The sequence below is a fragment of the Synechococcus sp. L2F genome (genome assembly GCF_024345695.1).
Classification (GTDB): domain Bacteria; phylum Cyanobacteriota; class Cyanobacteriia; order PCC-6307; family Cyanobiaceae; genus MW101C3.
On record NZ_JAGQBP010000001.1, the window covers coordinates 620,394 to 644,975 of the forward strand.

Annotated in this window: 28 protein-coding genes; 19 read left to right on the forward strand and 9 right to left on the reverse strand. The window is 67.5% G+C overall.

Features of this window, described 5'->3' with window-relative positions:
- Nucleotides 1–112: 112 nt before the first annotated feature.
- On the forward strand, nt 113–3,418 hold the full coding sequence (gene carB, locus KBZ19_RS03045; protein WP_255099721.1) for a carbamoyl-phosphate synthase large subunit: 3,306 nt from the start codon (nt 113–115) through the stop codon (nt 3,416–3,418).
- Between the two features lie 32 nt (nt 3,419–3,450).
- Nucleotides 3,451–4,143: a DUF3386 domain-containing protein gene (locus KBZ19_RS03050; protein WP_255099723.1), complete on the forward strand. Its 693-nt coding sequence runs from the start codon at nt 3,451–3,453 to the stop codon at nt 4,141–4,143.
- A gap of 104 nt (nt 4,144–4,247) precedes the next feature.
- Here the strand turns inward: KBZ19_RS03050 and KBZ19_RS03055 are convergent, their stop codons facing one another.
- The 3 genes from KBZ19_RS03055 to KBZ19_RS03065 all read right to left on the reverse strand — a co-directional run bounded on the left by KBZ19_RS03055 (nt 4,248) and on the right by KBZ19_RS03065 (nt 6,673).
- Nucleotides 4,248–4,478, reverse strand: a complete 231-nt coding sequence (locus KBZ19_RS03055) for a DUF6447 family protein (protein WP_094510378.1) — start codon at nt 4,476–4,478, stop codon at nt 4,248–4,250.
- Nucleotides 4,479–4,504: 26 nt separating this feature from the next.
- A complete protein-coding gene (locus KBZ19_RS03060; protein WP_094510377.1) occupies nt 4,505–4,804 on the reverse strand; it encodes a hypothetical protein in 300 nt (99 codons plus the stop codon).
- A gap of 129 nt (nt 4,805–4,933) precedes the next feature.
- Entirely contained in the window at nt 4,934–6,673 is a 1,740-nt protein-coding gene (locus tag KBZ19_RS03065) for an ABC transporter ATP-binding protein (RefSeq protein ID WP_255099724.1), read from the reverse strand.
- 38 nt (nt 6,674–6,711) lie between these two features.
- On the opposite strand from KBZ19_RS03065, the gene KBZ19_RS03070 reads away from it, so the two are divergent.
- Nucleotides 6,712–6,897, forward strand: coding sequence for an RNA-binding S4 domain-containing protein (locus tag KBZ19_RS03070; RefSeq protein ID WP_255099725.1), 186 nt, complete (start codon nt 6,712–6,714; stop codon nt 6,895–6,897).
- Between the two features lie 29 nt (nt 6,898–6,926).
- Nucleotides 6,927–7,667 (forward strand): triose-phosphate isomerase, encoded by a 741-nt coding sequence (gene tpiA / locus KBZ19_RS03075; protein WP_094510374.1) that lies wholly within the window; start codon nt 6,927–6,929, stop codon nt 7,665–7,667.
- A 246-nt stretch (nt 7,668–7,913) separates the two neighbouring features.
- Here tpiA and KBZ19_RS03080 read toward each other — a convergent pair whose 3' ends face one another.
- A complete protein-coding gene (locus tag KBZ19_RS03080; RefSeq protein ID WP_094510373.1) occupies nt 7,914–8,189 on the reverse strand; it encodes a DUF3136 domain-containing protein in 276 nt (91 codons plus the stop codon).
- A 578-nt stretch (nt 8,190–8,767) separates the two neighbouring features.
- Between KBZ19_RS03080 and KBZ19_RS03085 the strand changes: the two genes are divergently transcribed.
- From KBZ19_RS03085 to folP, 3 genes are read left to right on the forward strand one after another with little or no spacing between them, the layout of a single operon-like run.
- Entirely contained in the window at nt 8,768–8,965 is a 198-nt protein-coding gene (locus tag KBZ19_RS03085; RefSeq protein ID WP_255099726.1) for a hypothetical protein, read from the forward strand.
- On the forward strand, nt 8,962–9,600 hold the full coding sequence (locus KBZ19_RS03090) for a methyltransferase domain-containing protein (protein ID WP_255099727.1): 639 nt from the start codon (nt 8,962–8,964) through the stop codon (nt 9,598–9,600). Before KBZ19_RS03085 ends, KBZ19_RS03090 begins: the two co-directional genes overlap by 4 nt.
- Nucleotides 9,601–9,608: 8 nt before the next feature.
- Nucleotides 9,609–10,475 carry a dihydropteroate synthase gene (gene folP / locus KBZ19_RS03095; protein ID WP_255100036.1) on the forward strand — a complete coding sequence of 289 codons (867 nt, stop codon included), beginning with the start codon at nt 9,609–9,611 and terminating at the stop codon, nt 10,473–10,475.
- Here folP and KBZ19_RS03100 read toward each other — a convergent pair.
- Both KBZ19_RS03100 and KBZ19_RS03105 read right to left on the reverse strand, forming a co-directional pair.
- Complete coding sequence (locus KBZ19_RS03100; protein ID WP_255099728.1) at nt 10,459–10,668, reverse strand: hypothetical protein; 210 nt, start codon at nt 10,666–10,668, stop codon at nt 10,459–10,461. The two genes, folP and KBZ19_RS03100, sit on opposite strands and share 17 nt — an antisense overlap.
- Before the next feature lie 25 nt (nt 10,669–10,693).
- Nucleotides 10,694–14,716 carry a magnesium chelatase subunit H gene (locus tag KBZ19_RS03105; RefSeq protein ID WP_094510369.1) on the reverse strand — a complete coding sequence of 1,341 codons (4,023 nt, stop codon included), beginning with the start codon at nt 14,714–14,716 and terminating at the stop codon, nt 10,694–10,696.
- Nucleotides 14,717–14,863: 147 nt separating this feature from the next.
- Here KBZ19_RS03105 and dapB point away from each other — a divergent pair, with 147 nt between their 5' ends.
- The 5 genes from dapB (at nt 14,864) to KBZ19_RS03130 (ending at nt 18,370) form a co-directional block, all read left to right on the forward strand.
- Nucleotides 14,864–15,742, forward strand: coding sequence for a 4-hydroxy-tetrahydrodipicolinate reductase (dapB, locus tag KBZ19_RS03110; protein ID WP_399220079.1), 879 nt, complete (start codon nt 14,864–14,866; stop codon nt 15,740–15,742).
- A 4-nt stretch (nt 15,743–15,746) separates the two neighbouring features.
- A complete protein-coding gene (locus tag KBZ19_RS03115) occupies nt 15,747–16,391 on the forward strand; it encodes a hypothetical protein (protein ID WP_094510368.1) in 645 nt (214 codons plus the stop codon).
- Nucleotides 16,392–16,545: 154 nt separating this feature from the next.
- A complete protein-coding gene (locus KBZ19_RS03120; protein WP_094510367.1) occupies nt 16,546–16,818 on the forward strand; it encodes a high light inducible protein in 273 nt (90 codons plus the stop codon).
- A gap of 81 nt (nt 16,819–16,899) precedes the next feature.
- Nucleotides 16,900–18,123 (forward strand): FAD-dependent monooxygenase, encoded by a 1,224-nt coding sequence (locus tag KBZ19_RS03125; RefSeq protein WP_255099729.1) that lies wholly within the window; start codon nt 16,900–16,902, stop codon nt 18,121–18,123.
- Nucleotides 18,124–18,157: 34 nt separating this feature from the next.
- Complete coding sequence (locus tag KBZ19_RS03130) at nt 18,158–18,370, forward strand: DUF2949 domain-containing protein (protein ID WP_094510365.1); 213 nt, start codon at nt 18,158–18,160, stop codon at nt 18,368–18,370.
- 26 nt (nt 18,371–18,396) lie between these two features.
- Here the strand turns inward: KBZ19_RS03130 and KBZ19_RS03135 are convergent, their stop codons facing one another.
- Nucleotides 18,397–18,954 carry an adenine phosphoribosyltransferase gene (locus tag KBZ19_RS03135; protein WP_255099730.1) on the reverse strand — a complete coding sequence of 186 codons (558 nt, stop codon included), beginning with the start codon at nt 18,952–18,954 and terminating at the stop codon, nt 18,397–18,399.
- A gap of 48 nt (nt 18,955–19,002) precedes the next feature.
- Here KBZ19_RS03135 and KBZ19_RS03140 point away from each other — a divergent pair, with 48 nt between their 5' ends.
- The 4 genes from KBZ19_RS03140 (at nt 19,003) to KBZ19_RS03155 (ending at nt 21,056) form a co-directional block, all read left to right on the forward strand.
- Complete coding sequence (locus KBZ19_RS03140) at nt 19,003–19,548, forward strand: DUF3038 domain-containing protein (RefSeq protein ID WP_255099731.1); 546 nt, start codon at nt 19,003–19,005, stop codon at nt 19,546–19,548.
- On the forward strand, nt 19,545–20,180 hold the full coding sequence (locus tag KBZ19_RS03145) for a DUF4335 domain-containing protein (protein ID WP_255099732.1): 636 nt from the start codon (nt 19,545–19,547) through the stop codon (nt 20,178–20,180). The genes KBZ19_RS03140 and KBZ19_RS03145 overlap by 4 nt, the downstream gene beginning before the upstream one ends.
- Before the next feature lie 173 nt (nt 20,181–20,353).
- Nucleotides 20,354–20,599 carry a hypothetical protein gene (locus KBZ19_RS03150; RefSeq protein WP_094510361.1) on the forward strand — a complete coding sequence of 82 codons (246 nt, stop codon included), beginning with the start codon at nt 20,354–20,356 and terminating at the stop codon, nt 20,597–20,599.
- Nucleotides 20,600–20,609: 10 nt separating this feature from the next.
- Nucleotides 20,610–21,056, forward strand: a complete 447-nt coding sequence (locus tag KBZ19_RS03155; protein ID WP_198948199.1) for a hypothetical protein — start codon at nt 20,610–20,612, stop codon at nt 21,054–21,056.
- A 30-nt stretch (nt 21,057–21,086) separates the two neighbouring features.
- Here KBZ19_RS03155 and KBZ19_RS03160 read toward each other — a convergent pair whose 3' ends face one another.
- The gene (locus KBZ19_RS03160) at nt 21,087–21,539 is read right to left on the reverse strand and encodes an EF-hand domain-containing protein (RefSeq protein ID WP_158217396.1); all 453 of its coding nucleotides are present in this window, start codon (nt 21,537–21,539) and stop codon (nt 21,087–21,089) included.
- Nucleotides 21,540–21,802: 263 nt separating this feature from the next.
- Here KBZ19_RS03160 and KBZ19_RS03165 point away from each other — a divergent pair, with 263 nt between their 5' ends.
- The 3 genes from KBZ19_RS03165 (at nt 21,803) to KBZ19_RS03175 (ending at nt 24,365) form a co-directional block, all read left to right on the forward strand.
- Nucleotides 21,803–22,528, forward strand: coding sequence for a response regulator (locus KBZ19_RS03165; RefSeq protein ID WP_094510359.1), 726 nt, complete (start codon nt 21,803–21,805; stop codon nt 22,526–22,528).
- A 3-nt stretch (nt 22,529–22,531) separates the two neighbouring features.
- Entirely contained in the window at nt 22,532–23,863 is a 1,332-nt protein-coding gene (locus KBZ19_RS03170; protein WP_094510358.1) for an ATP-binding protein, read from the forward strand.
- Nucleotides 23,864–23,945: 82 nt separating this feature from the next.
- Complete coding sequence (locus tag KBZ19_RS03175) at nt 23,946–24,365, forward strand: hypothetical protein (protein WP_094510357.1); 420 nt, start codon at nt 23,946–23,948, stop codon at nt 24,363–24,365.
- A gap of 58 nt (nt 24,366–24,423) precedes the next feature.
- Here the strand turns inward: KBZ19_RS03175 and KBZ19_RS03180 are convergent, their stop codons facing one another.
- Complete coding sequence (locus KBZ19_RS03180; protein WP_158217395.1) at nt 24,424–24,561, reverse strand: hypothetical protein; 138 nt, start codon at nt 24,559–24,561, stop codon at nt 24,424–24,426.
- Nucleotides 24,562–24,582 lie beyond the last annotated feature (21 nt).

The window sequence follows — 24,582 nt, forward strand, 5'->3', positions numbered from 1 at the left end:
CGAACCGGCAATGGATAGGAAACCGCCACGTTAGCGAGGACACACGCCCCGGAGGCCAGCCAGCGGGCAGTGGGCGTGAGAGGCTGAGGCCGTTTGGCTTCGAACACCGCCCATGCCCCGCCGCACGGATCTGCGCCGCATCCTGCTGCTGGGCTCCGGACCGATCGTGATCGGCCAGGCCTGCGAATTCGATTACTCAGGCACCCAGGCCTGCAAGGCCCTACGGGCCGAGGGTTTCGAGGTGGTGCTGATCAATTCGAATCCGGCCTCGATCATGACCGATCCGGAAATGGCGGATCGCACCTATATCGAGCCGCTCACCCCTGAAGTGGTGGCGCGGGTGATCGCCATCGAGCGCCCGGATGCCCTGCTGCCCACCATGGGCGGTCAGACCGCTCTCAACCTGGCGGTGGCCCTGGCGGAAGACGGCACGCTCGAGCGCTACGGCGTCGAGCTGATCGGCGCCAACCTGGCCTCGATCAAGAAAGCGGAAGACCGCCTCCTGTTCAAACAGGCGATGGAACGGATCGGCGTGGCGGTGTGTCCATCCGGCATCGCCAGTTCGCTCGCCGAGGCCGAACGGGTGGGAGAGGAGGTGGGCGGGTATCCGCGCATCATCCGGCCCGCCTTCACCCTCGGCGGCTCCGGCGGCGGCATCGCCTACAACCCCGAGGAGTTCCGGGCCTTCTGCAAGAGCGGTCTGGAGGCCAGTCCCGTCTCCCAGATCCTGATCGAGCAGTCGCTGATCGGCTGGAAGGAGTTCGAGCTGGAGGTCATGCGCGACCTGGCCGACAACGTGGTGATCATCTGCAGCATCGAGAACCTCGATCCGATGGGGGTGCACACGGGCGACTCGATCACCGTGGCCCCTGCCCAAACCCTCACCGACCGCGAGTACCAGCGCCTGCGCGACCAGTCGATCGCGATCATCCGCGAGATCGGCGTGGAAACCGGCGGCAGCAACATCCAGTTCGCGATCAACCCCGCCAATGGCGACGTGGTGGTGATTGAGATGAACCCGCGCGTGAGCCGCAGCTCGGCCCTCGCCTCCAAGGCCACCGGCTTTCCGATCGCCAAGATCGCCGCCCGGCTGGCGGTGGGCTACACCCTCGACGAAATCCTCAACGACATCACCGGAGCGACGCCGGCCTGCTTCGAGCCCACGATCGACTACGTGGTCACCAAGATTCCCCGCTTCGCCTTCGAGAAGTTCCGCGGCAGCCCGGCGGTGCTCACCACCTCGATGAAATCGGTGGGCGAGGCCATGGCGATCGGCCGCTGCTTCGAGGAATCGTTCCAGAAGGCCCTGCGCTCGCTGGAAACCGGCCACGCCGGCTGGGGCGGCGACCGACCCGATGCCGAGGTGGAGCCCAGCGACCTGGAACGCCAGCTGCGTACCCCCGCGCCTGAGCGGATCTTTGCGGTGCGTGCCGCCATGGTGGCCGGCCGCAGCGACACCGACATCCACGCGCTCAGTGCGATCGACCCCTGGTTCCTGGCCAAGCTGCGCGGCATCTTCAACGCCGAGCAGGCCCTGCTGCAGGGGCGTGCGCTCAACGACCTGACCAGCGACACATTGCTGGCGCTCAAACAGCTGGGCTTCTCCGATCGCCAGATCGCCTGGGCCACCGGCAGCGACGAACTCAGCGTGCGCCGCCATCGCCAGGCCCTGGGGATCAATGCCGTGTTCAAGACCGTGGACACCTGCGCGGCGGAATTCGCCTCCACCACGCCGTACCACTACGCCACCTACGAGCGGCCGCTGGAGCGGTTGAACGCGGACGGCAGCCTGGCGCCACTGCCGCCGCAGGACGAGGTGCAACCCGAAAGTCGCCGCAAGGTGATGATCCTGGGCGGTGGGCCGAACCGCATCGGGCAGGGCATCGAGTTCGACTACTGCTGCTGCCACGCCTCCTTCGCCCTGCAGGAGGAAGGCCTGGCCACGGTGATGGTCAACAGCAACCCGGAAACGGTCTCCACCGACTACGACACCTCCGACCGCCTCTACTTCGAGCCGCTCACGCTCGAAGACGTGCTGAACGTGATCGAGGCCGAGAAGCCCGCCGGGGTGATCGTGCAGTTCGGCGGCCAGACGCCCCTGAAGCTGGCGCTGCCACTGCTGCGCTGGCTGTCCACGCCGGAGGGCATGGCCACCGGCACCCGCCTCTGGGGCACGTCACCGGAATCGATCGACAGCGCCGAAGACCGCGAGCAGTTCGAGGCGATCCTGCGGCGGCTCGACATCCGCCAGCCGCGCAACGGCCTGGCCCGCAGCGAGACGGAGGCCCGTGCCGTCGCCGCCCGGGTGGGCTATCCCGTGGTGGTGCGGCCCAGCTACGTGCTCGGCGGCCGGGCGATGGAGGTGGTGTTCGACGAAGAAGAACTCAACCGCTACATGGTGGAGGCGGTGCAGGTGGAGCCCGACCATCCAGTGCTGATCGACCAGTACCTGGAAGACGCGATCGAGGTGGATGTTGATGCCCTGGCCGATCGCGAGGGCCGGGTGGTGATCGGCGGGCTGATGGAGCACATCGAGCCGGCCGGCATCCACTCCGGTGATTCGGCCTGCTGCCTGCCGGCAGTGTCGCTCTCGCCCGCCGCGCTGGCCACGATCCGCCAGTGGACCGAAGCGCTGGCCCTGGCTCTTGATGTGTGCGGCCTGATCAACCTGCAGTTCGCCGTGCAGCGGGAGCAGGTGTTCATCATCGAAGCCAACCCGCGTGCCTCCCGCACGGTGCCGTTCGTGGCCAAGGCCACCGGCGTGCCCCTGGCCAAGATCGCCAGCCGCCTGATGGCGGGGCGCACGCTGGCGGAGCTGGGCCTCACCGCCGAACCTCAGCCGCCGCTTCAGAACGTCAAGGAGGCGGTGCTGCCCTTCAAGCGCTTCCCCGGTGCGGACACCCTGCTGGGACCGGAGATGCGCTCCACGGGCGAGGTCATGGGCAGCGGCGCCGATTTCGGCATGGCCTACGCCAAGGCGGAACTGGCCGCCGGCGAAGCATTGCCCACCGCAGGCATGGTGTTCCTCTCCACCCACGACCGCGACAAGGCGGCGCTGGTACCGGTGGCCCGCAACCTGGCCGCGCTGGGCTTCCGGCTGATCGCCACCACCGGCACAGCCTCGCTGCTGCGCGCCCACGGCCTCGAGGTGGAGGCCATCCTCAAGGTGCATGAAGGCCGCCCGAACGTGGAGGACGCCATCCGCTCGGACCGCATCCAGCTGATCATCAACACCCCGATCGGCCGGCAGGCCGCCCACGACGACAAGTACCTGCGCCGCGCCGCCCTCGACTACGCGGTGCCCACGGTCACCACCCTGGCGGGAGCGCGCGCGGCGGTGGAGGCGATCACCACCCTGCAGAGCCAGGAGCTCACCGTGGCCGCCCTGCAGGACATCCACACCCCGGCCGGCCGCTGATCGCTACGGTGAAGGGCCCCTGCCCGAAACCATTGACCACCACCGCTCCCCCCAGCTCCGTCGTGGCTCCCGGCACCGACATCACCGACCTGTTCCGCGCCGCCTACGAGAACCGCTACACCTGGGAACCCGGCTTCGCCGGTTACCAGGGCCGCTGCGTGTGGGAGCAGGGCGACCGTCGGGTGGAAGGCCGCTTCGTGGTGGGCGCTGACCTCAAGGCCAGCGTGGAGGGGATCGACGACGCCGAAATCAACAAGGCCGTGGCCTCGCAGCTCTGGGAGGTGTGCATCCACCGGGTGCGCCGCACCTTCGAGCAAACCCACAGCGCCAACACCTTCACCGCCGGCGACACCGATGCGGTGGGCCTGGAGGTGATCGTGGGTGGCAAGGGCAGCGGCGACCGCTACCGCATCAAGGACAACGTGGTGACGATGGTGCACCGCCACATCCACGGCACGGTGGTGACGATCTTCACGCTGGAAACCACCGACACGGGCGCCGGCTACCTGAGCCGCCGCTACAGCAGCGCCTACAGCGAACCTGCCACCGGCGTCGCCCGTGGTGGCACCAGCCACTTCACCGACACCTTCGTGCCCCTGGCCGGCATCGGCCCCTGGGTGCTGAGCGAGCGCGTGATCGCCAGCGACGCAGGGAGCGGCGCCTCAGCAGCAGAGGGTGAGGCGGGCGAGCAACGCTTCCGCTTTGAAGACCTGCAGCCGGTCTGATACCAGCCGTTCTGATCGCAGCCGCAAACCCCGGCCCTTCTGCAGCCACGGGCCGGGGGGCGACGCTCGGGGTTAGGGACTCCAGGTACTGGAGCCCACTGCGCTCAAAAGGGCTCCGGCAGGGGCGGGACGGTTTTGAGGCGCTCGTTGAGCTGATGGGCCATCGACTGGCGCCCCACCGCCAGCACCTTCAGGGTGTCTTCGTGCAGGCGGAGCTGGTTGTCGGCCACCTGCATGCCGCGCACCAGTTCCTTGAGGTCGTCGGGCAGCGTGTTCAGGTCGTAGCGCTTGCCCTCGAAGGTGAGCACGGGTGGGTTGGAAGCGGCGTCTGTCAAAGCCAGCACAAAGTGGATCGCTCATTTTAGGCCGGCTGGCGCCGCCGTTTGAAGAAGAACATCAGCAGGGGCCCCACCTGCGAGGCTTCCACCATCTCCCACCCTTCCGCGCCCAGCAAATTGAGGAAGAACTGCAGCTGCCCAGCCGGATGGCGCGGCGGCGGCGGGGCGCCGTAGAACTCCGGAAATTCGCTGGCGATGAATTCTGGGCTCAAGGCACCTCGCAGCCGCTCACTGGCGGCTTCCGCGCTGGGGGGTTCGGGAGGGGTGCCACTCTCCAGGTTGATGTGGATGACCCGGTATTCCCACAGAGGCAGATCGGTCATGGCCGGCGGTGCGAAGGGGGAGCGAGCGGCGTGGGGAGAAGAGCCGGGTGGGAGCCAGACCAGCAGAAAGCGGGAAGGGAGGCCAGCCAAGCGGCAGGCCGGGCTTGAGCCCGGCGATCCGGGACCTGCTCAGTCCGCCACGCGAATCAGCTGACGCTGGCACAGCTCGCGGTAACGCCCGCCCCGGGCCATCAACTGATCATGGCTGCCCGACTCGACGATGCTGCCGGACTCGAGCACCAGGATCTGATCGGCCTCCTGCACTGTTGCCAGGCGGTGGGCGATCACCAGGACGGTGCGGCCGGCCATCGCCTGGCGCAGGCCCTGCTGCACCGCCTCCTCTGCCTCCGCATCCAGGGCACTGGTGGCTTCATCGAGAAGCAACACCGCCGGATCGCCAAGCACCGCCCGGGCGATGGCCAGGCGCTGCAGCTGACCACCGGAGAAATTGCTGCCCCGCTCCTCGATACGGGCGTCGTAGCCGCCCGGCAGAGCTTCGATGAAACCGGCCGCGTTGGCCAGTGCGGCAGCCTGATGCACCTGTGCATCGGAGGCGACACGTCCGAAGCGGATCGCCTCGGCCACCGTGCCGGAGAACACACTGCTCTGCTGGGGCACCAGGGCCACGGCGCGGCGCAGGTCGCCGGAGCGCAGCCGGGCCAGATCCTGGCCGTCCAGCAGCACCCTGCCCCGCTGGGCGGTGTTGAAGCGCAGCAGTAATGAAAAGAGCGTGCTCTTGCCCGCGCCGGACGGTCCCACCAGCGCCACCAGCTGCCCGGGCTCAGCACAAAGCTCAAGGCCCTGGAGCACAGGGCGCTCGGGGTCGTAGCCGAACCAGACGCCCTCCAGACGCACCTCCCCACGCACGGGGCCCAGGGGCAGGGCGCCTGCATCGTCGGGAGGTTCAATCGGCTCCTGCTCGATCGCCCGCAGCCGCTTGAGCGAGGCCTGGCCCTGCTGGAGTTCGTTGTAGTTGGTCGTGAGGTGGGAGATCGGATCGATCAGCATCAGCAGGGCTGCCACATAGCTGCTGAAACCCTGGCTGGTGAGGCCGCCCGCCTGAATCCGCGAAGCGCCGATCAGCAGCACCGAAAGGATCCCGGCCGCTTCGATGAAGCCCACCACCGGATGCTGGAGCGCCAGCAGTCGCATGGTGCGGTAGCGGGCGCGGCGGTGCAGGTCGATCTCCTGCTCGAAGCGCTGCTGCAGCCAGGTCTCGGCGGCGAAGGCGCGCACCAGGGGCAGGCCTCCGATCGCTTCTCCCAGCAGGCCGGCCAGTTCGCTCACCTGCTTCTGGCTGCGTTCGGCCGCCCCCATCACCTTGGCTCCGAAGGCGCTCACCAGCACGGCCACCAGCGGCGCCAGCAACAAGGTGGCGAGCGACAACTTCCAATCGAGGAAGACCATGTAGCCGAACACCACGATCAGCTGCAGCAGGCTGGGGGTGGTGTCCTGAATCGTCTTGTAGATCACCTCCGCCACCCGGTCGGCGTCTTCGGTGAGGCGGTAGGTGAGATCGCCGGCGGAGAGCTTCTCCAGGGAGGCGAATTCCAGGCGCTGCAGGCGCGCGAACAGCTGGCTGCGCAGCGCCTGGCCTACCTGCAGGGCCGGGGAGGCCAGCAGGGTGTCCTGGCCGAACTGGGCCAGCTTCTGCACCAGAAACACCAGCAGGGCCAGGCCGATCGCCCGCAGCACCGCCGGGAAATCACCGGCGCCGATAGAGGGGATCAGCTGACCGGCCAGCCAGGCGAGCAGGGGCCAGCAGGCCACGAAGATCACCATGCAGACCCCGCCGGCGATCAGATTGCGGCGATGGGGCCCGAGCAGCGGCAGCAGCCCGCGAAAACCGGCCGGTGGGGGTGCGAGCATCGGCGAACCTTATCAGCGCCCTTTCGGCGCCTCCCTGGGTGCGGCTTGACCAGTTCCTCAAATGGCAGGGCGTGATGGCCACAGGTGGCGAGGCCAAGCTGCGGGTGCAGAACGGTGAGGTGCGCGTGAACGGCGCTATCGAGCTGCGCCGCGGCCGCCAGCTGGTGGCTGGCGACCGGGTGGAGTGGCAGGGCATTGAGTTGGAGGTACCCCCCTCGGCCTAGGTTGTTGGGCACCTCAGCGAGAGAAGGCGGTGCGCAAGGCGGTGATTGCAGGCAACTGGAAAATGCACATGACCTGCGCAGAGGCGCGGGCCTACGCCGGAAGCTTCGTGCCGTTGATGGCCGATCTTCCTGAGGATCGGGTGGTGGTGCTGGCGCCGCCCTTCACCGCCATCGCCGCGCTGAGCGAAGCCCTGGCAGGGAGCGACATCAAGCTCTCCAGCCAGAACGTCCATTGGGACAACGGCGGCGCCTACACAGGCTCCATCTCGGCAGACATGCTCAAGGAGCACGGGGTTTCGTACGCGATCGTGGGCCACAGCGAGCCCCGCAAGTACCACTCCGAGAGCGATGAGCAGATCAATCGCCGCGCCCTCAGCGCCCAGGCGGCCGACCTGATCCCGATCGTGTGTGTGGGTGAAACCGACAGCCAGCGCAGCGCTCGCGAGACCGAGCGGGTGATCCGCCGCCAGGTGGAGCAGAGCCTGGAGGATCTTGATCCCAGCCGAATGGTCGTGGCCTATGAGCCGATCTGGGCAATCGGCACCGGCAAGACCTGCGACGCCGCTGAGGCCAACCGTATTTGTGGCCTGATCCGCAGCTGGGTGGGTTATCCGGATGTGGTGATTCAGTACGGCGGCTCGGTGAAAGCCGACAACATCGACCAACTGATGGCTCAGAGCGACATTGACGGTGTGCTGGTGGGGGGCGCTTCGCTCGACCCGATCAGCTTTGCCCGCATCGCCCAGTACCGCGTGCCGGTCACCATCTGAGCCCTGGCCTGGAGCATCGGATCGGGCCGATCCGGATGGATGCGCCGCTCTCGGCCAGATCGAGTTGCGGCGACAGTTGCCGGCGGAACAGCCATGGAAGTGCAAGCCATCGCGGCCCAGGCCTCGGATGTTCAAGCCATGGCTCAGCAAGCCACGGCTGGTTATGGGAATCCGCTCGCCATCGTGCAGGCTTGAAGTCCGGGAGCGGCAACGCGCAATCTGGCGCTGCTCAGCTGGACATCAGAATCAGGTGCTGGGAGCGGGGGAGCCGCTGGTGCCGAGCGAGCCGTTGTTTGGCAGGTCGCCGTATTCACGCTTCAGCAGCACGTAGAGGTAATCGGGCGACTTATAGCGGGAGGGGTAGCAGTGAAAGATGGTTTCGAGGCGATCCCAGCAGACGGTTCGTTGGATCTTGACGAGGGATTTTCCCTCTCTCACCAGGATGCGGAGGGCCTTGCAATAGAGATGATAATTCGCTTCGAGTTCGCCAACGGTGAGATTGGCCGCGCGCGCTTCGGTCATGTGGTGAACTCCTGGGGATTCACGCCAACTGGCGTGGATGAGAAAAAAGACTTACCGCCTGCCATCCGTAGCGTTGTGGCTGGATGGCCTCTCCACTAACCGCTCTCAACCACGTGGCCATCCCTCATGAAAAACTCAGGCGGGGAACACTCCTTGCGGAGGCCATACCACAAGGGCCGTAGGGGCATTGTCCTCAGCGGCATTGTGCTCCGCAGGCCACTGTGTTCATTCAACCCTGCCATGGGCCCGGGGCATGTTTGTGGCGGACATGGAGGGAAAGAAACGCCAACATCAATGCAATGGCTGAAGCGAACGTTCTGCTCCCTGCACGACCCTACGGCGACCCACGCACCACTGCGGTCGCCAGGGAGGCCCGACATCAAGCTTCATGCTCTACATCACGACATATGAAGCAGGCCAGCAGAAATACTCATGCAAACCCACGACCCACAACGGTGGAACCCACAACCCACAGACATGGAGCTCACGACTCCGGCAGCAACCGCGCAGGCTCGCTACACAGAATTCACATGGAAACAGCGGCCTTTCCTACAACCATTGGCATGAATGACAACGCGATGAGCACTCTTTCCTTCCCCTTGCATCCGGATGAATGGCGGCGCATCCGTGAGGCTCTCCGCTACCAGGCCCGCGACCTGCACCATCGCTCCTACGCGGTGGATGCCGTGCGTCGGGAGTTGCTGTGGGAGGAGATGGATCGCTGCCTGCAGCTCGCCGATCAGATCGAGGTCTTGCTGGCGGAGCCGGAACCATGAGCCCGCCTGAGCCACCGCAGGGCGCCCTTGCCTGGGACCATCGCTACCGGGAGGGAACCGATGCCTGGGAGCTGGGTCAGCCGGCGCCACCGCTGCAGGCGTTTCTTCAGCACCACGCGCTGGCTCCAGAAGCTCCGGGGAGGGTGCTGGTGCCGGGCTGTGGGCGCGGCCACGAGGCGGCCCTGCTCGCTGCCTCCGGCTTTGCCGCGGTTGGCCTCGATTTCAGCGCAGCGGCGCTGGCAGAGGCCGAGCGGCTGCACGGCAGCAGCCCCGCGCTGCAATGGCTGCAGGCCGACCTGTTCGATCCTCCGGCGCTTGCCGCTGCAGGGCTCACGGCCGGCAGCCTTGAAGGGGTGCTGGAGCACACCTGCTTCTGCGCCATTGATCCTTCACAGCGGAGCACCTACCTCACCACGGTGCGGGAGTTGCTGGCTCTCGGCGGCTGGCTGCTGGGTCTGTTCTGGTGTCACCCGCGCCCGGGCGGGCCGCCCTACGGCGCCGAGGCCGGCGCCCTGGCTCGGCAGGTTGAGCAGGCAGGCTTCACCAAGGCCTGCTGGGAAGCGGCTGTGGGCTCCGCCAGTGGCCGCAACGGGCAACCACGCGATCATGAGTGGCTGGGCTTGTGGCGGCGGTGAACACGGCAATGGCAACGTCCTCGGCTCCGGCCCTGGCCTGGGGAACGCGCACCTATGTGATGGGGGTGCTCAACCTCACCCCCGATTCCTTCAGCGACGGGGGGCGCTATCCCACGCCGGAGGCGGCGCTGCGCCAGGCCCGGCGCATGGTGGTGGCGGGCGCCGATCTGCTCGACCTGGGCGGTCAGAGCACACGCCCCGGCGCCGCCGAGATCAGCGCCAGCGAAGAAATGGCCCGGGTGCTGCCGGTGCTCGCGCTGATCCGTGCCGCCTTTCCGGACGGCAGAGGGCCGTTGCTGTCGGTCGACACCTTTCGCGCTGCGGTGGCCGAGGCGGCCCTGGCCGCCGGTGCCCACTGGATCAACGACGTCAGCGGTGGGCGGCGCGAGCCGGAGCTGTTACAGGTGGTGGCGGCGGCCGGCTGCCCCTACGTGCTGATGCACAGCCGCGGCGACAGCCGCACCATGGACCAGCTCGCCACCTACAAGGCTGTGACGGCAGAGGTGGGCGAGGAGCTGCTGCGGGCCACGGAGCGGGCCGTGGCCGCCGGAGTGAACACCGCGCAGGTGATCTGGGATCCGGGCTTGGGCTTCGCCAAGACAACCGAACACAACCTCACCCTGGTGCGTGAGTTGAGCCAGTTGCGTGCCGCAGGCTTCCCCCTGCTGGTGGGCCCTTCACGCAAACGCTTCATCGGCGCTGTCCTGGAGGAGCCACGGCCGCGGGCACGCCTGTGGGGAACGGCGGCGGTGAGCGCCTTGGCCATCAGCCAGGGAGCCGATGTGCTGCGTGTGCATGATGTGGGCCCGATCGCCCAGACGGCCCGCATGGTGGACGCCGTCATGAGGTCGCAGGGGCTCAGTCTTGAGGGGTGAGGAAGCGGCCGGAGAGGCGCACCGCCAACACCACCGCCGCGATCCCGTACGAGGTGAACGTGATCGCCTGAGCAACCGTGCCGGCGTCATACGCGCCGCGCTCCAGCAGCACGAAATCGGCCAGGGAAGACGCCGTGCCCCAGAGCAGCACCCAGACGCTCACGTAAGCCACACCTTTGAGGGCTGGAGACATAAAAGAGGACCGCGATGGGTTGACCTTAAGCGGTGGTGACCCCTTCAATGCGATCTTCGATCTCCTGGTAGATCTCCTGCAGTTGGGCGATGTTTTCATCGCTGGTCTCCCAGTAGCCGCGGCCGTTGACTTCCAGCAGCGTGCCCACGATGCGGCGGAAGCTGTGGGGGTTGAGCTCCATCAGCCGCTTGCGCATCTCCTCATCGTTGATGAAGGTGTCGTTGGCCTCCTCGTAGACGAAGTTGTCGACAGCGCCGCTGGTGGCACTCCAGCCCAGGGTGAAGTTGAGCCGCTTCGCCACCTCACGCACACCCTCGTAGCCGGAGTTGAGCATGCCCTCATACCACTTGGGGTTGAGCAGCTTGGTGCGTGAATCGAGGCGGATGGTTTCGCTCAGGGAGCGCACCTGGGCGTTGGCGGTGGTGGTATCGGCGATGTAGCTGGTGGGGGCCTTGCCGTCGTCGCGCAGGCCAGCGATCAGCTTGGTGGGGTCGGAGTCGAAGTAGTGGCTCACGTCGGTGAGCGAGATCTCCGCCGAATCCAGGTTCTGGAAGGTTACGTCGGCGGTTTTCATCGCCGACTCGAACACCTCCCGGTTCTGGTTCATCTCCCCGGGGTTGTCGGCATTGAAGGCGAAGGTTTTGCGCGAGAGGTACATCTCCTGCAGCTCGCCCTCCTCCTCCCAGGTGCTGTTCTCCACCGCCAGGTTCACGTTGGAGCTGTAGCTGCCGCTGGCATTGGAAAACACCCGGGTGGCCGCCTCGCGCAGGCTGATGCCCTGGGCCGCAGCCTGCTCCTTGCTGTGCTTGCGCACAAAGTTCATCTCCATGGGCTCATCGGCCTCGGCGGCCATCTTCACGCCCTGATCGATCAGCCCCATCTGATTGATGAAGAGATCGCGAAACACCCCGGAGCAGTTCACCACCACATCGATGCGGGGGCGCCCCAGCTCCTCCAGCGAGATCAGCTCCAGCTTGTTCACGCGGCCGAGGGAATCGGGCACGGGGCGCACACCGATGAACCAGAGGATCTGCGCCAGCGATTCGCCGTAGGTCTTGATGTTGTCGGTGCCCCAGAGCACGCAGGCGATCGTCTCCGGCCAGGTTCCCTGTTCGGCTCGCTGGCGTTCGATCAGCCGGTCGACCACCACCTTGGCTGCCGCGATCGCGGCGCGGGTGGGAATCGCCTGGGGATCAAGGGCGTGGATGTTCTTGCCACTGGGCAGCACGCCGGGATTGCGGATCGGATCACCGCCGGGGCCTGGGATCACATATTCGCCATCAAGAGCCCGCAGCAGGCTCTCCATTTCCATGTCGGCGCAGATCTGCTCGAGGCAGAAGCGCAGATAGCCGAACAGGTTGTCGAGCTCGGCGGCATCCACCCCGGGAAAACCCGCCGCCCGGCAGGCGCTCAGCCAGGGGCTGGGCAGCCGCACTCCGAAACGCTCCAGCAGATCGAAGAACCAGCCGAAGTTGCCGCGCAGGTTGACGCGGCCATCGCTGCCGGTGACGGAACGCACCATCGAGGCCACCGCCTTGCGGCACGCCTCGGTGATCGTCTGGTTGAGCTCCACATCCGCCAGCACACCGGCGTCATTGCCTTTGTAGACATCGGTGATCGTGCGGCCGAGGCTTTCGGCCAGCAGGGCCGGCAGGCTGCGGTAGCCCTCCTCTTCCCGCTCAAGGGCGGCGATGTTCACCAGGGTGGCGATCGCCTCCTCGGCGGTGGGGGGCTTGCCGATCGTGTGCAGGCCACAGGGTAGCAGCCGGCTCTCGATCTCCATCAGCTGGCGGTACACCGCCCCCACCACGGCGTCACGGCCATCGAGATCGAGCGCGCTGGCTTCCCCCTCCGGCAGGGTCACGTCCTTGTCGAGGTTGCACTGACGCGCCGTTTCCACGATCGCGTTGACGATCTGCACACCCCTGGAGCTCTCACGCAGCTGCTGGTAGGAACCCACCAGCTCGCCCAGCTCCTTGAGCCCCTTGTAGAGGCCGGCGTTTTCAGCTGGAGGGGTGAGGTAGCTGATCGTGGCGGCGTAGCCGCGCCGCTTGGCGATCGTGGCCTCCGAAGGGTTGTTGGCCGCGTAGTAGTAGAGGTTGGGCAGGGCACCGATCAACGAATCGGGGTAGCAGGTTTCGCTCATGCCCATCTGCTTGCCGGGCATGAACTCCAGCGAGCCGTGGGTGCCGAAGTGCAGCACCGCATCGGCGCCCCACACCTTCTCCAGGTAGGTGTAGTAGGCGGCAAAACCGTGATGGGGGCTGGCGCTGCGGGAATAGAGCAGCCGCATCGGATCGCCCTCGTAGCCGAAGGTGGGCTGCACCCCCACGAACACGTTGCCGAAGTGGCGGCCGTAGATCAGCAGGTTGGTGCCATCGGAGTTGAGGTTGCCGGGCGGCTTGCCCCAGTTCTCCTCGAGCCGCTCGGAATAGGGGGTGAGGCGCTCGTACTCCTCCACGCTCATGCGGTGGGCGATCGCCAGCTCCGGAGCACCCTGCAGCGCTTCGGGGTCGTTGATCACCGCTTCCATCAGCGCCTTGGCATCCCGCGGCAGGTTCTGCACGTCGTAGCCCTTGCGCTTCATCTCCTCCAGCACGCGGTGAATCGAGCCGAACACGTCGAGGTAGGCGGCGGTGCCCACATTTCCCTTGTCGGGCGGGAAGCTGAACACCGTGATCGCCAGCTTCTTGTCGATGCGCGGCTTGGTGCGCAGCGAAGCCCAGCGGATCACCCGTTCGGCGATCGCCTCCACCCGGTCCTGCAGGGTGTGGGCCTTGCCAGTGGCGTCGTCGCGGCCGCTGAGCACGATCGGCTCGATCGCGCCATCCAGTTCAGGGATGGCGATCTGCAGGGCCACCTGGACCGGGTGCAGGCCCAGGTCACTTTCTTCCCACTCCTGGGTGGTCTGGAACACCAGGGGCAGGGCCACCATATAGGGCCGGTTGAGCTTGGAGAGCGCCTCAATCGCGCGGGGATGGTCCTGGCGGGCCGGGCCGCCGATCAGGGCGAAGCCGGTGAGGCTCACCACCCCATCCACGATCGGCTGCTCGGGATTGAGCGGGTCGTAGAAGAAGGCCTTCACCGGTTTGGAGAAGTCGAGACCACCGCAGAACACCGGGATCACGGTGGCGCCGCGGTATTCGAGCTCCTGAATCACCGCCACGTAGTGGGCGTCGTCGCCGGTGACGATATGGCTGCGCTGCAGCACCAGGCCGATCACCGGGCCACTGCGGGCCTTGTCGCTCAGATCCTGACGGCTGGCCTGCCAGTTGAGGTATTCCTTGAGGTCTTCGAACATCCCCGGCGCCATCGGGTGCCAGATGCCGAGGTCGGGGAACACCACCGGTTCGGCCACCTCCAGCAACGGGCGGTCGCTTTCGCCGCGGGGAAAGGCGTACTTGTCGGCCAGCATCAACAGGAAGTTGCGCAGGTTGTCCGGCGTGCCGCCCAGCCAGTACTGAAAACTCAGCATGAAGGAGCGGGCATCCTGCGCCTTCTCCACCGGCAGGTACTTGAGCACCGTCGGCAGGGTGTTGAGCAGTTTCAACATCGCGTCCTGGAAGCCGGCCCCATTGGCCTCCTTCCGCTTCTTCATGAAGCTGGCGATGGCGCTCTTGCTCTGGCCCAGCTGCGCCATCGAGAAGGTGCCCAGCTTGTTGAGGCGCATCACCTCGGGCATCGAGGGGAACACCACCACGGCTTTGAGCCGGTCGCGGTGGGGGGCCACGGCCTCCACCACCTTCTGGGCCAGGTCCTCGATGAAGATCAGCGAGGCGATGAACACGTCGGCTGCCGCCACATCGGCGCAGAAGGCGGCGTAGTTCTCCGGATCACGCAGCTCCTCGATCAGGTAGCCGCACAGCTCCACCGCCAGGGCCGGGTTGTGTTCGTTGAGGCTGGTGGCGGCCGTGGTGAGGGCGTTCTGGTACTGGGGTTCGAGCACCACATACACCGCCTTCATCACCGGGCGGCCGTCCGAGCCCGCAGGGGCGGCGCATCCGGCCGGGCTGACCCGACGGCTGGCGGAGCGGACCTGCGTGAACATGGGCGTGCAGATTGAGCAATGTGAAGGAGCCTACGGAAAGCGGCGGCGGCAGGTGGGGTTTCCGGCCAAGGCGTAACAGGCCCGTACCCAGCCGGCCTGCCCCGCGACGGCCATAGGCTCGCCCCAGCGAAGAGCCTGTCTGCGCCCATGACCGCCACCCCACCACCGGCGCCTGCGATGCCGCCCGCCACTTCGGCGGAGCCGATCCCCGTGCTGGTGGCCGGCGCCCTCGGCCGCATGGGCGCGGAGGTGATCAGGGCCGTGCTGGCCGCCCCCGATTGCGCCTTGGTGGGAGCCATCGACACCACCCCCGGGGCCGAGGGCGACGACGTGGGCGAGCGGCTGGGCCTGGGGCCGCTGGAGCTGGCGGTCACGGCCGATCTGGAAGGTTGCCTCTGCCAGGCCAGCCAGGCGGCCCGCCACCAGAGCGCCGGCGCCGTGCTGGTGGACTTCACCCATCCGAAGGTGGTGTACGAGCACACCCGCGCCGCCATCGCCTACGGGGTGCACCCGGTGATCGGCACCACGGGCCTCTCCCCCACGCAGCTGGAGGATCTGGCCAGTTTTGCCGCCAAGGCGGGCGTCGGCGGTGCCGTGATCCCCAACTTCTCGGTGGGCATGGTGCTGCTGCAGCAGGCCGCCGCGGCCGCCGCCCGCTACTACGACTTCGCCGAACTCACCGAACTGCACCACAACCGCAAGGCCGATGCCCCCAGCGGCACCTGCATCAAGACCGCCGAGCTGATCGAGGAGCTGGGGAAATCCTTCAATGCCGCCCAGGTGGAGGAGACCGAAACCCTGGCGGGCTGCCGCGGCGGCCGGCGCGTGAGCGGCCTGCGGCTCCATTCGGTGCGCCTGCCCGGTCTGGTGGCCCACCAGGAGGTGATGTTCGGCGCGGCGGGCGAAACCTATACCCTTCGCCACGACACGATCGACCGCTCCGCCTACATGCCCGGCGTGCTGCTCACCGTGCGCCGGGTGCGGCAACTGCAGGGGCTCGTCTACGGCCTCGAACGTCTGCTCTGAGGCCATGCTGGTTCCCGTCAAGCCCGCTGAGCTCCAGAAACTGATCCCGGCGGTGGCCAGCGGTCCGCAGTTCAACGCCTGCAGCGGCAACCCCCGCAAGATCCTGCAGCGGGTGCTGATCGCCGTGATCGGTGGGGTGATCTCGCTGCTGATCGCCCAGAGCCAGTTCTCCTACCGCTTCGGGCCGGTGTGGCTGGTGGCGGGCTTCGTGTTCCTGCTCTATGTGCTCTGGGGCCCGATCCTGGAGGCGGGGCGCAAGAACAGCGTGCTGCGCCGCTACCCGGCAGGGGCGATCTTCGAAGGGGTGGTGGCCGATCTGTTCACCCGCGAGCTGGTGGAGGAACGGAAGGAGCAGGCCGATGCCCGCGGAAGGCTGGAGCTGGTGGAGAACCGTCGCACCTGGCTGTGCCTGGAGCTGGAAGACGACGACGGTTACCTGGGCCAGATCCGCTTCCCGATGGAAAAGAAGCACAAGGTGATCCGCCGGGGCATGGTGATCCGTTGCCTTGCCCTGAGCGAGCGGCCCGATTTCGTGCGCATCGGCGCCCTCACCGACGCCTGGTTGCCGCAGCTGAAGCTCTGGGTCGGCGAGTACCCCTATCTGCTGCGCCCAGCCTTCGAGGAGCTCTGCCTGCGGCGCCTGCGCTGAAGCCCGCCGGCAGCCAGCGCCGTGGCCGCGCAGACACCGGGTCGCCTCCACCGGGGTGCTTGGACTGGGGAGGGCATGCGCCTGAGCATTCGCGACATCCGTTTACGTTGCGCAATATTCTGTTACATTGATCCCATCACCACCGAGGAGCCCCATGGCCCAGGCCACCACCACCGCCCCCGTCTCCGCCACTGAGCGCGCCACCATTCGCGGCGCCACCGTCACCACCGAAGACGGCGGCCGCCTCAATGCCTTCGCCACCGAGCCCCGCATGGAAGTGGTGAGCGCCGAGAGCGGCTGGGGCTTCCATGAGCGCGCCGAGAAACTCAACGGCCGTATGGCCATGCTCGGCTTCATCGCCCTGCTCGCCACTGAATTCGCCCTCGGCGGTGAGGCCTTCACCCGCGGCCTGCTCGGCATCGGCTGATCGCCGGCCCGCACGGGCCGGTGGGGATCACCGGCCACGACCCCTCAACCAGCCGCAGCAGAATCCTGCTGCGGCTTTTTCATGGGCGATTCCCTGGACCGGCATTCCGACCATCTGACCAGCGAGCTGCAGGCCCGGGTCCGCGGCGCCGGTCCCACCGGCGCCCTGGCCGCCCTGGCCCTGGCCGAGGCCGGCTGGCAGGTGGAGCTGGAGGATCCGCTCACCGCCAGCCAGCTGCTGGCCCGCAACCGCGCCTACGCGCTCACCCATTCCAGCCGCCGACTGCTGGAGCGCCTGCAGCTGTGGGAGGAGCTCGCTCCGGCGCTGGCGCCGTTCCGAGCCCTGGAACTCCACGACCTCGAGCTGGGCCTACAGGTGCCCTTCACCGCCCGCGATCTCGGCCGCCGGGCAGCGTCACCCTCCACCGCCCCGGCGTCCACATGTTCAGCCTCCAGCGGCGACGCCGTGGGCTGGGTGGTGCGCCACACGCCCCTGATGGAGCTGCTGCTGAGGCGGCTGGAGGGTGATGGGCGCGTGCAGCTGGCGCTCGGCAGCCCCGGCAGCCAGACACCGGTGGATCTGCTGGTGGCGGCCGAGGGCGCCGCCTCCTCCACCCGTCAGGGCCTGGGTCTGGCCCACTGGCGCCTTCCTTACAGCCAGTCGTGTCTGAGCGTGCGGGTGCGCCTGCGCGGCTCCGCCAGCGATCAGGCCTGGGAGCTGTTCCGCGCCGAGGGCCCCTTCGCCGTGCTGCCCCTGGGCGGCGATCGCTTTCAGCTGGTGTGGAGCGGCCCGGCCCAGCGCATGCGGCGGCTGGAGAGCCTCGACCCCGTGGCCTTTCTCGACCGGCTGGCCGGCGCCCTGCCCGATGGCCTGCAGGCCGACGCTCTCCTGGACGCGCCGCGGGCATTCCCCGCCGCCCTGGAGCTGAGCGGGGGCTTTCACCGGGGCAACACCGTGCTGGTGGGCGAGACCATGCACCGCTGCCACCCGGTGGGGGGGCAGGGCCTCAACCTCTGCTGGCGAGATGTGGCCGTGCTGCACAAACTGGCGGCCCGCACCGCCCGGGGCAGGCTGCGCCTCAGCCGGCTGCCGGCGGCCTACGGCCGTCGCCGTTGGCCCGATGTGCTGCTCACCCTGCTGGCCACCGACGCCCTGGTGCGGCTGTTCTCGAACCGGCAGTGGCCACAGCGCAGCGTGCGCCAGATCGGCCTGGGCCTGCTGGGCCGGCTGCCGCTGCTGCGGCGCCTCAGTCTCCGGACCATGACCCTCGGTCCTTGCCAGCTACTGGCGCGCTGGTCAGAGTGATAGCGAACTCCAGCCGGTGCTTCCCTTCCGGGCCATGGTGAAGAGCACCTCCCCCCAACCGGTGCCGTCGTCCGCGCTGGTGCGTTACCTGCGCCGGGAGCTGGGTCTGAGCGAAAACGCCCTGGCCCTGGGTGTCAAGCAGGCCCAGCTGGAGCAGGCGCCGCTGCCGGTGATTCTCTGGCGGTTCGGGCTGATCAGCCTGGAGCAGCTCGATCAGGTGCTCGGCTGGCAGGACAGCCAGGATTAAGGACGGTTCAGACCTGCCGCCGTCCCTCAGCTGTAAATGATCAGCGACTCCACCGGATGTCCACCGGGCAGCCGCCGGCGGCCCTCCAGGCCGGCCAGCTCGGCCACGAACCCGAAGCCGCAGAGCGCCCCACCGGCCTCCTCCACCAACTGAGCGCAGGCGGCGGCGGTGCCACCGGTGGCGAGCAGGTCATCGACGATCAGCACACGAGCGCCATCGGCGAGGGCATCGTGCTGGATCTCCAGGCGATCGGTGCCGTACTCCAGCGCATAATCCACGCCACGCACCTGCCCGGGCAATTTGCCGGGTTTGCGCACCGGCACGAAGCCCAGCTCCACCACGGTGGCCAGGGCAGTGCCCACGATGAAGCCGCGAGATTCGATCCCCACGATCAGTTCGGGCTGCAACCGCTCGCACACCTCACTCAGCTGGCGCATCACCTCCTGCCAGCCGAGCGGATCACGCATCAACGGGGTGAGATCCCGGAACAGGATGCCTGGCTTGGGGAAGTCAGGAATGTCTCGCACCAGCTGGCGCAGATCGGGCGGCTGTGCCCTTTCGAGCGAAGGAGATAGGGCGGCCATGGCGGGGGCGGATGACGGATCGGCTCAGGCGCTGGCATCATCGCAGCCATGGCCGATGCAACCCTGACTGAATCCCGATCCCCCAGCCGGCTCAACCGGCGCGGACTGGAACGGCTGGATCTGATGCTGTTGAGCGTGGAAGCCCTCGATCTCAACGGGGGGGAAGCGATGGTGTTCATGGCCCGCCAGCTGGGCTTCGGCGACCTCTTCCCCAACCGGGTGGAGCTGTGGAAACGGCGTTGCTACAACCCACTGCGCCTGGCCTGCCGCCGGGGCGAACTGAGCGAAACCGAAACCGACGCGCTGATCTCGGTGCTGTGCGCCCTCGCCGAGCGCATCTATCCCATGCTCCGCCAGCTGCTGTCATCGTCTGAGCCGGATGTGGTGAGCGTCCAGCGCTGGGAATTGTTCCGCCAGCGCCTCGAGGAGCTGGTGCGGGAACGGCTGAACCCCCGCCGCGGGGGGGTTCAGAAGCTCCTTGACCCCGCGGAGGGTGCCCGTCGCCGTCTTCAGCTCGTGCAGGGTCTGGCCCTCGGCGCCGGCGCGGGGGGATTTGACCGTCTCAAGGCCAGCCTTATGGATGCCGCGGCATGAAACAGAGTTATCGCTACGAGCAGACAAGCTGCCGCCTGCGCCTTGATGGCCTTCCGGATCTGTCCGCCTCCCAGGACGGCGATGCGATCGGCATCCTGACGGGCTGGGAACTCGACCTGATCGGGCGGCCGTCGCTGGAGGGAAAACGCAACCACCTTGAGGCCCTGCTGAGCGTGGTGTTGCCCTATGCCCGCCACCTGGTGAGCGGGGTGCCGCGCCGCTTCGGTGGTGAAGGTTCACCGGTGCAGATCGAGCCCCTCGGCTCTGGCGAACAGAGCCGGCACCGCCTGCGGCTGTTCAGCAGCCAGCCGGACACGCCTCCCCTCGAACTCGACTTCGACGACGCCGAGCTGGCAGATCTCGTGCGCTGCCTCGACCAGTTGCGGCTCGATCCACGTGTGCAGCTCGGCTTCACAATTCCCACCGAGCTGCCGCTGCAGCGCCGCGAAATCCTCGAGCGGGTACCGCTGCGGCGACGGTTGCTCTCCCCGGCGGCAGGGTTGGCAGCGCTGGTGATCACCTCCTCGCTCAGCCTGCTGGTGCCGCTGCCCAAGCCTGTCGCCCCGGGAGGAGAGACCCGACCGGCCGCCACCAGTGCACCGATGACCCCACCGGCCCAAACCGCCCCCTGAACCAGCACCGAGCGTTGCGATCCCAACACCTGGCCCCCAGAACACCCATTACTCTTTCAATGTGTGATCAACGGCACATGGGGAGACGGCTAGGTCCCATGGCCGGAACTGGCACACTCCGCCGGCGGGATCCCATCCGTTGAAGGAAAGAACCAAGCCTTGAACACTGCCCGATGACAAAGAGCTGGTCGGAATTGCGGCGCCGCGTGATTCGCCTCGGAGCCTCCTTGGATGTGGTGGTGCGCAGCGATCCGGAAGTGTGCGGCCTCAGCGGCAAGGACTTCCACCTGTCGCTTCACCACGGCGGCCAGGGCGACTGCACCGTGGAAGGGCTCAGCCTGGTGGATTGTCCGAACGAACTGGTGTTGATTGAGTTCGAGCGCTGGATGCGAGGCGCTGGGTACTCCTTCGACACCTGAGCCTGTGGCGATGAACCGCAAACCCGATCCCGGGTTCACCCCCAAGACGGTTCGCAAGGTGTTTCGCAAGCGACGCACCCGTTCAACCTTGCGCGAGTGCCTGCTCGCCTTGCTCAACGCGACTATCGGGCTGGGGTTGCTGGTGGCGCTGCTGCAACTTCCCTCTCGGCTGGATTCGCTTCTGCTGGTGAGCAAGGTCATCAGTGCCGTGCTCGCTGGCCTCGGCCAGATCGGGCTGGGCCTGCTGCAGTTGCTCGCCGGGCTGGCCCAGCTGCTGGGCCTGCTGGTGGTGGTGGCGCTGGCCGTCGGTGCCCTGTGGTTGATGGGCAACGGAGTGTTCCGGCTGGTGCGCCTGCTGGTTCCGGGTGTGGGCAACAGCCTGCGGCTACCGCCGGGCATGGGCCGGGCCATGGCCAAGCTCACCACGATCCGTCCGCCCACGCGACCGCCGCACTAACCCGCAAACCGCCTTCATATCCTGCCGGCGTCAATGTCCTGGGGACAGTGAACGGCGCAACCACCACAGCTCCTCCAACGAAACGCTGCGATCGCGGTTGCGATCCGCTTCGGTGAACTGCCGCCACAGCCATGGGAACCCCGCCGCCTCAGCAGGACTGAGCTGGCCGTCGCGGTTGGTGTCGGCGCGCCGAAAGGTGTCCTGCAGGCGGTTGCCGAGGAAGTGACGCTGGTTCGGGGCCAAGTCCGAGGGCAGTAAGTACCCCCGCCGGCCCTGATCAAGCCGATTGAAATTGATTTCCAGAAACGGATGTCCCCTCACTTCGGCCGGGGTCAGGCGGCCATCGCCATCCCGATCCAGCCGCTGAAACCAGGCTTCCAGCTTCTGTTGATACCTCAGCAGTTGCAAGGTCTCCTGGCACTGCACCGCAGCGGGGCTGACCACCAGGCACCACAAGGCAAGCAGGGAAAGCAGGCGCACCATGGGCCACTGCGCCGCAGGGTTGCATCGCGCCAGAACAACGGCGCGCTGGGGGCGGGATCGAGGGCCTGGCCGTGGCATGCGAGCACCTTATGGAGAAGGTGGCGTCATGGGGTGACCGCGAGCCAGCTGATTCTGAGCAAGCCATGACCGGATCCGACCGTTCCCGGCTTGGGTCATCTTTGAACATGTCCCTCGCCCGTGTCCTCAGGCTTGCTCTGGTCATTCCTCCATACAGTCGGTGCAGAACGGGACTTCTCCCAGCCATGAGCCGAGCCCACACCATCTGGGTGGTGGATGACGACCCCGAACTTCGCCAGCTGCTCAGCAGCTATCTCACCGATCAGGGTTACGAGGTGCGCTGCCTCAACGATGGCCGCCAGCTGATCGCGCGCCTCGAATTCCAGCGCCCCGATCTGGTGGTGCTCGATCTGATGCTGCCGGGCGAGGACGGGCTCACCCTGCTGCGCCGTCTGCGCGACAACCAGGACGACCTGCCGGTGGTGATGCTCACGGCCAAGGGCGAGGCCGTGGACCGGATCATCGGCCTTGAACAGGGAGCCGATGATTACCTCGCCAAGCCGTTCCTGCCGCGGGAGCTCACCGCCCGGATCGAGGCGGTGCTGCGGCGCCGCGGCAACCTGCCGGCCGGCACTCCGGTGGCCGGCGGTGAGCTGGTGGAATTCGGCGACAACGTGCTGGATCTTTCGGCGCGAACGCTTGAACGGGAAGGCAAGAGCATCACGATCACCAGCGGGGAATTCAGCCTGCTGGCCGCTTTCGTGCAGCATCCCCACCGCCCACTGTCACGTGAACGCCTGATCGAACTGGCCCGCGGTCCAGACAGCGACACCGACAGCCGCAGCATGGACGTGCAGGTGTCACGTGTTCGCCGCCTGATCGAACCTGATGCCAGCCGCCCTCGCTACCTTCAGACGGTGTGGGGCTACGGCTACGTGTTCGTGCCGGATGGGGCCCCGCGGGGCCGCTGAGTCATGGCGGCCTCCCTGCGTTCGGCGGCGCTGCTCTGGCGCCTGGGGGGCTTCTTTCTCGGCGGCTGGGGGCTCAGTCTGCTGCTGCTGCAGATGTTGCTCGGCTCCACCCTCGGCCGCTCTCAGATCGACCAGATGGGTCCGCAGGTGGCCCTGAATCTGCGCCTTTCGGAGCTGGCACTGGAGCGTTTTCCACCGTCCACGGTTTCCCAGCTCAGCGGCCTGCAGCTCGGGGTGGGGCAACCACCCCGGCCGCGGCGTCGGCCCTGGTGGCAGGGCCAGGCCAGCGATGCCCTGCTCGACCGCCAGGCCGCCCAACTGCAGCTCGAACTCTGCCGCCGCCTGCCACGCTGTCCGGTGGTGGTACCCACCGAGGGCGAGAACCGCGGGGTGTGGATCGAGCTGGCCTCACCGCTGGAGCCGGTGTGGCTCTATGCCGCTATCCGTCCCCAGCTCGGTTGGCCGCCCGATCCGCAGCTGGTCACACTCTCGCTGGTGAGCGGCAGCATCATGGCGGGCGCCTTGTTTCTGCTGCTCGAAGTGCAGCGGCCTCTGCGGCAGCTCGAGCGGGCGCTCGGCCGCGTCGGCCTGGAAACGCAACCGGATCGTCTCTCCCAGCGGGGAGCGCCGGAGGTGCGGCGGCTGGCAGGGCACTTCAACGCCATGCTCGAACGGCTGGACAACAGCGAACGCGACCGGGCCACGATGCTGGCCGGCATTGCCCACGATCTAAAGAGTCCGCTCACCCGCCTGCGGCTGCGCCTGTCGCTGGGCAAGGGACCGGATCTGGTCAGTAGCGAGCGGGCCAAAGCGGAGGCGGATCTCGACGATCTCGAGCGGATCACTGGCCAGTTCCTGCTGTTCGCTGGCGGCGGCGGCAGCGAGCTGGCCGTGGAGGTGCCGCTCGAAGAGCTGCTGGCGGAACTGGCGGCGCGCTACGACGGTCGCCCGCTCGAGCTCGACCTGACCCCCGTGCAGGCCTGGGTGCAACCGATCGCCCTGGGCCGGGCCGTCGCCAATCTGATCGACAACGCCCTCAGCTACGGGGAGCCGCCGGTGCGGCTCCGGCTGCGCCCTTTGCCGCGGCAGGGTTTCGAGATGGAGGTCTGGGATCAGGGGAAGGGCATCGCCGAAAGCCAGCGCTCCCAGGCCCTCCTACCGTTCCAACGGCTCGATCAGGCCCGCGGCGGCCACGGGCACTGCGGCCTGGGCCTGGCGATCGCCCAGCGGGTCGCCCGCGCCCATGGCGGCGACGTGTCGCTGGTCACCGGCGAGCCCACCGGTTTCTGTGTGCGCTTCACGGGGCATTCGCTGAACCCGCGTCAGGCGAGCTGATTCCTGGCCGTGACGGGGCGGTGATGATGGGCAGACCATCGACTGCCTGCCTCCGCACCGCTGTCCCCCTGCTGCCTTCCCCATGTCCCCACCCCGGTCGTCCGATCTCCCCGATGGCGAAGCCCCCGATGGCGATGACCAAAATGGCGATGCATGGGAAGACGATCTGCAGGAACGGGACGGGGCCGATCCCACTCCGGCGATTCCAGCCACCGCGCCGTTACTGGGGCCTGATGGAACGCTGCTTTACACCGGCAGCGATGGAATGCAGTACATCGTCTGCGGCGACCCCGATGCGGCGGAGCGCGCACGGCTTCTGGGTGCCTTCGAAGCGCTGCGGGCTGGAGCAGGTCCGCTGGAGGAACTGATCCAGGCCAGCCGGAGCTGGCGGGATGCCGCCTGTGGCCGCGGCCTCAGCCAGGAGCAGGCCACCGAGGTGTTGCTGGGCCGGTTGAGGCAGGCACTGGGCGATGGGGCTGATCCTGCCGACGAATCCACTTGAGCATCGACGTGAGCGGCCGGTCTGGACAGGACTGGCCGGGCTCTGGCCTGACTCCGCCTCAGCTCAGCCGGGCCAGCCAGAGCCCGGCCAGCTGCCACGACGACCAGAGGAACGCCAGCAGGAAGAGCCAGTTGAGCCAGGCCGGCCGGCGCTTGTTTTCCGGAATCATCTCCGCCGTCCCCACTGAGGCGATCATCGCAGGCGCTGTGAAGCCAGG

Coding starts and splice junctions, on each gene's coding strand:
- carB (WP_255099721.1), top strand. CDS start 113: ATGCCCCGCCGCACGGATCTGCGCCGCATCCTGCTGCTGGGCTCCGGA.
- KBZ19_RS03060 (WP_094510377.1), bottom strand. CDS start 4,804: ATGACCGATCTGCCTCTGTGGGAATACCGGGTCATCCACATCAACCTG.
- KBZ19_RS03065 (WP_255099724.1), bottom strand. CDS start 6,673: ATGCTCGCACCCCCACCGGCCGGTTTTCGCGGGCTGCTGCCGCTGCTC.
- KBZ19_RS03080 (WP_094510373.1), bottom strand. CDS start 8,189: ATGACCGAAGCGCGCGCGGCCAATCTCACCGTTGGCGAACTCGAAGCG.
- KBZ19_RS03085 (WP_255099726.1), top strand. CDS start 8,768: ATGAGCACTCTTTCCTTCCCCTTGCATCCGGATGAATGGCGGCGCATC.
- KBZ19_RS03090 (WP_255099727.1), top strand. CDS start 8,962: ATGAGCCCGCCTGAGCCACCGCAGGGCGCCCTTGCCTGGGACCATCGC.
- folP (WP_255100036.1), top strand. CDS start 9,609: ATGGCAACGTCCTCGGCTCCGGCCCTGGCCTGGGGAACGCGCACCTAT.
- KBZ19_RS03100 (WP_255099728.1), bottom strand. CDS start 10,668: ATGTCTCCAGCCCTCAAAGGTGTGGCTTACGTGAGCGTCTGGGTGCTG.
- KBZ19_RS03105 (WP_094510369.1), bottom strand. CDS start 14,716: ATGTTCACGCAGGTCCGCTCCGCCAGCCGTCGGGTCAGCCCGGCCGGA.
- dapB (WP_399220079.1), top strand. CDS start 14,864: ATGACCGCCACCCCACCACCGGCGCCTGCGATGCCGCCCGCCACTTCG.
- KBZ19_RS03115 (WP_094510368.1), top strand. CDS start 15,747: ATGCTGGTTCCCGTCAAGCCCGCTGAGCTCCAGAAACTGATCCCGGCG.
- KBZ19_RS03120 (WP_094510367.1), top strand. CDS start 16,546: ATGGCCCAGGCCACCACCACCGCCCCCGTCTCCGCCACTGAGCGCGCC.
- KBZ19_RS03125 (WP_255099729.1), top strand. CDS start 16,900: ATGGGCGATTCCCTGGACCGGCATTCCGACCATCTGACCAGCGAGCTG.
- KBZ19_RS03130 (WP_094510365.1), top strand. CDS start 18,158: ATGGTGAAGAGCACCTCCCCCCAACCGGTGCCGTCGTCCGCGCTGGTG.
- KBZ19_RS03135 (WP_255099730.1), bottom strand. CDS start 18,954: ATGGCCGCCCTATCTCCTTCGCTCGAAAGGGCACAGCCGCCCGATCTG.
- KBZ19_RS03140 (WP_255099731.1), top strand. CDS start 19,003: ATGGCCGATGCAACCCTGACTGAATCCCGATCCCCCAGCCGGCTCAAC.
- KBZ19_RS03145 (WP_255099732.1), top strand. CDS start 19,545: ATGAAACAGAGTTATCGCTACGAGCAGACAAGCTGCCGCCTGCGCCTT.
- KBZ19_RS03150 (WP_094510361.1), top strand. CDS start 20,354: ATGACAAAGAGCTGGTCGGAATTGCGGCGCCGCGTGATTCGCCTCGGA.
- KBZ19_RS03155 (WP_198948199.1), top strand. CDS start 20,610: ATGAACCGCAAACCCGATCCCGGGTTCACCCCCAAGACGGTTCGCAAG.
- KBZ19_RS03160 (WP_158217396.1), bottom strand. CDS start 21,539: ATGGTGCGCCTGCTTTCCCTGCTTGCCTTGTGGTGCCTGGTGGTCAGC.
- KBZ19_RS03165 (WP_094510359.1), top strand. CDS start 21,803: ATGAGCCGAGCCCACACCATCTGGGTGGTGGATGACGACCCCGAACTT.
- KBZ19_RS03170 (WP_094510358.1), top strand. CDS start 22,532: ATGGCGGCCTCCCTGCGTTCGGCGGCGCTGCTCTGGCGCCTGGGGGGC.
- KBZ19_RS03175 (WP_094510357.1), top strand. CDS start 23,946: ATGTCCCCACCCCGGTCGTCCGATCTCCCCGATGGCGAAGCCCCCGAT.
- KBZ19_RS03180 (WP_158217395.1), bottom strand. CDS start 24,561: ATGATCGCCTCAGTGGGGACGGCGGAGATGATTCCGGAAAACAAGCGC.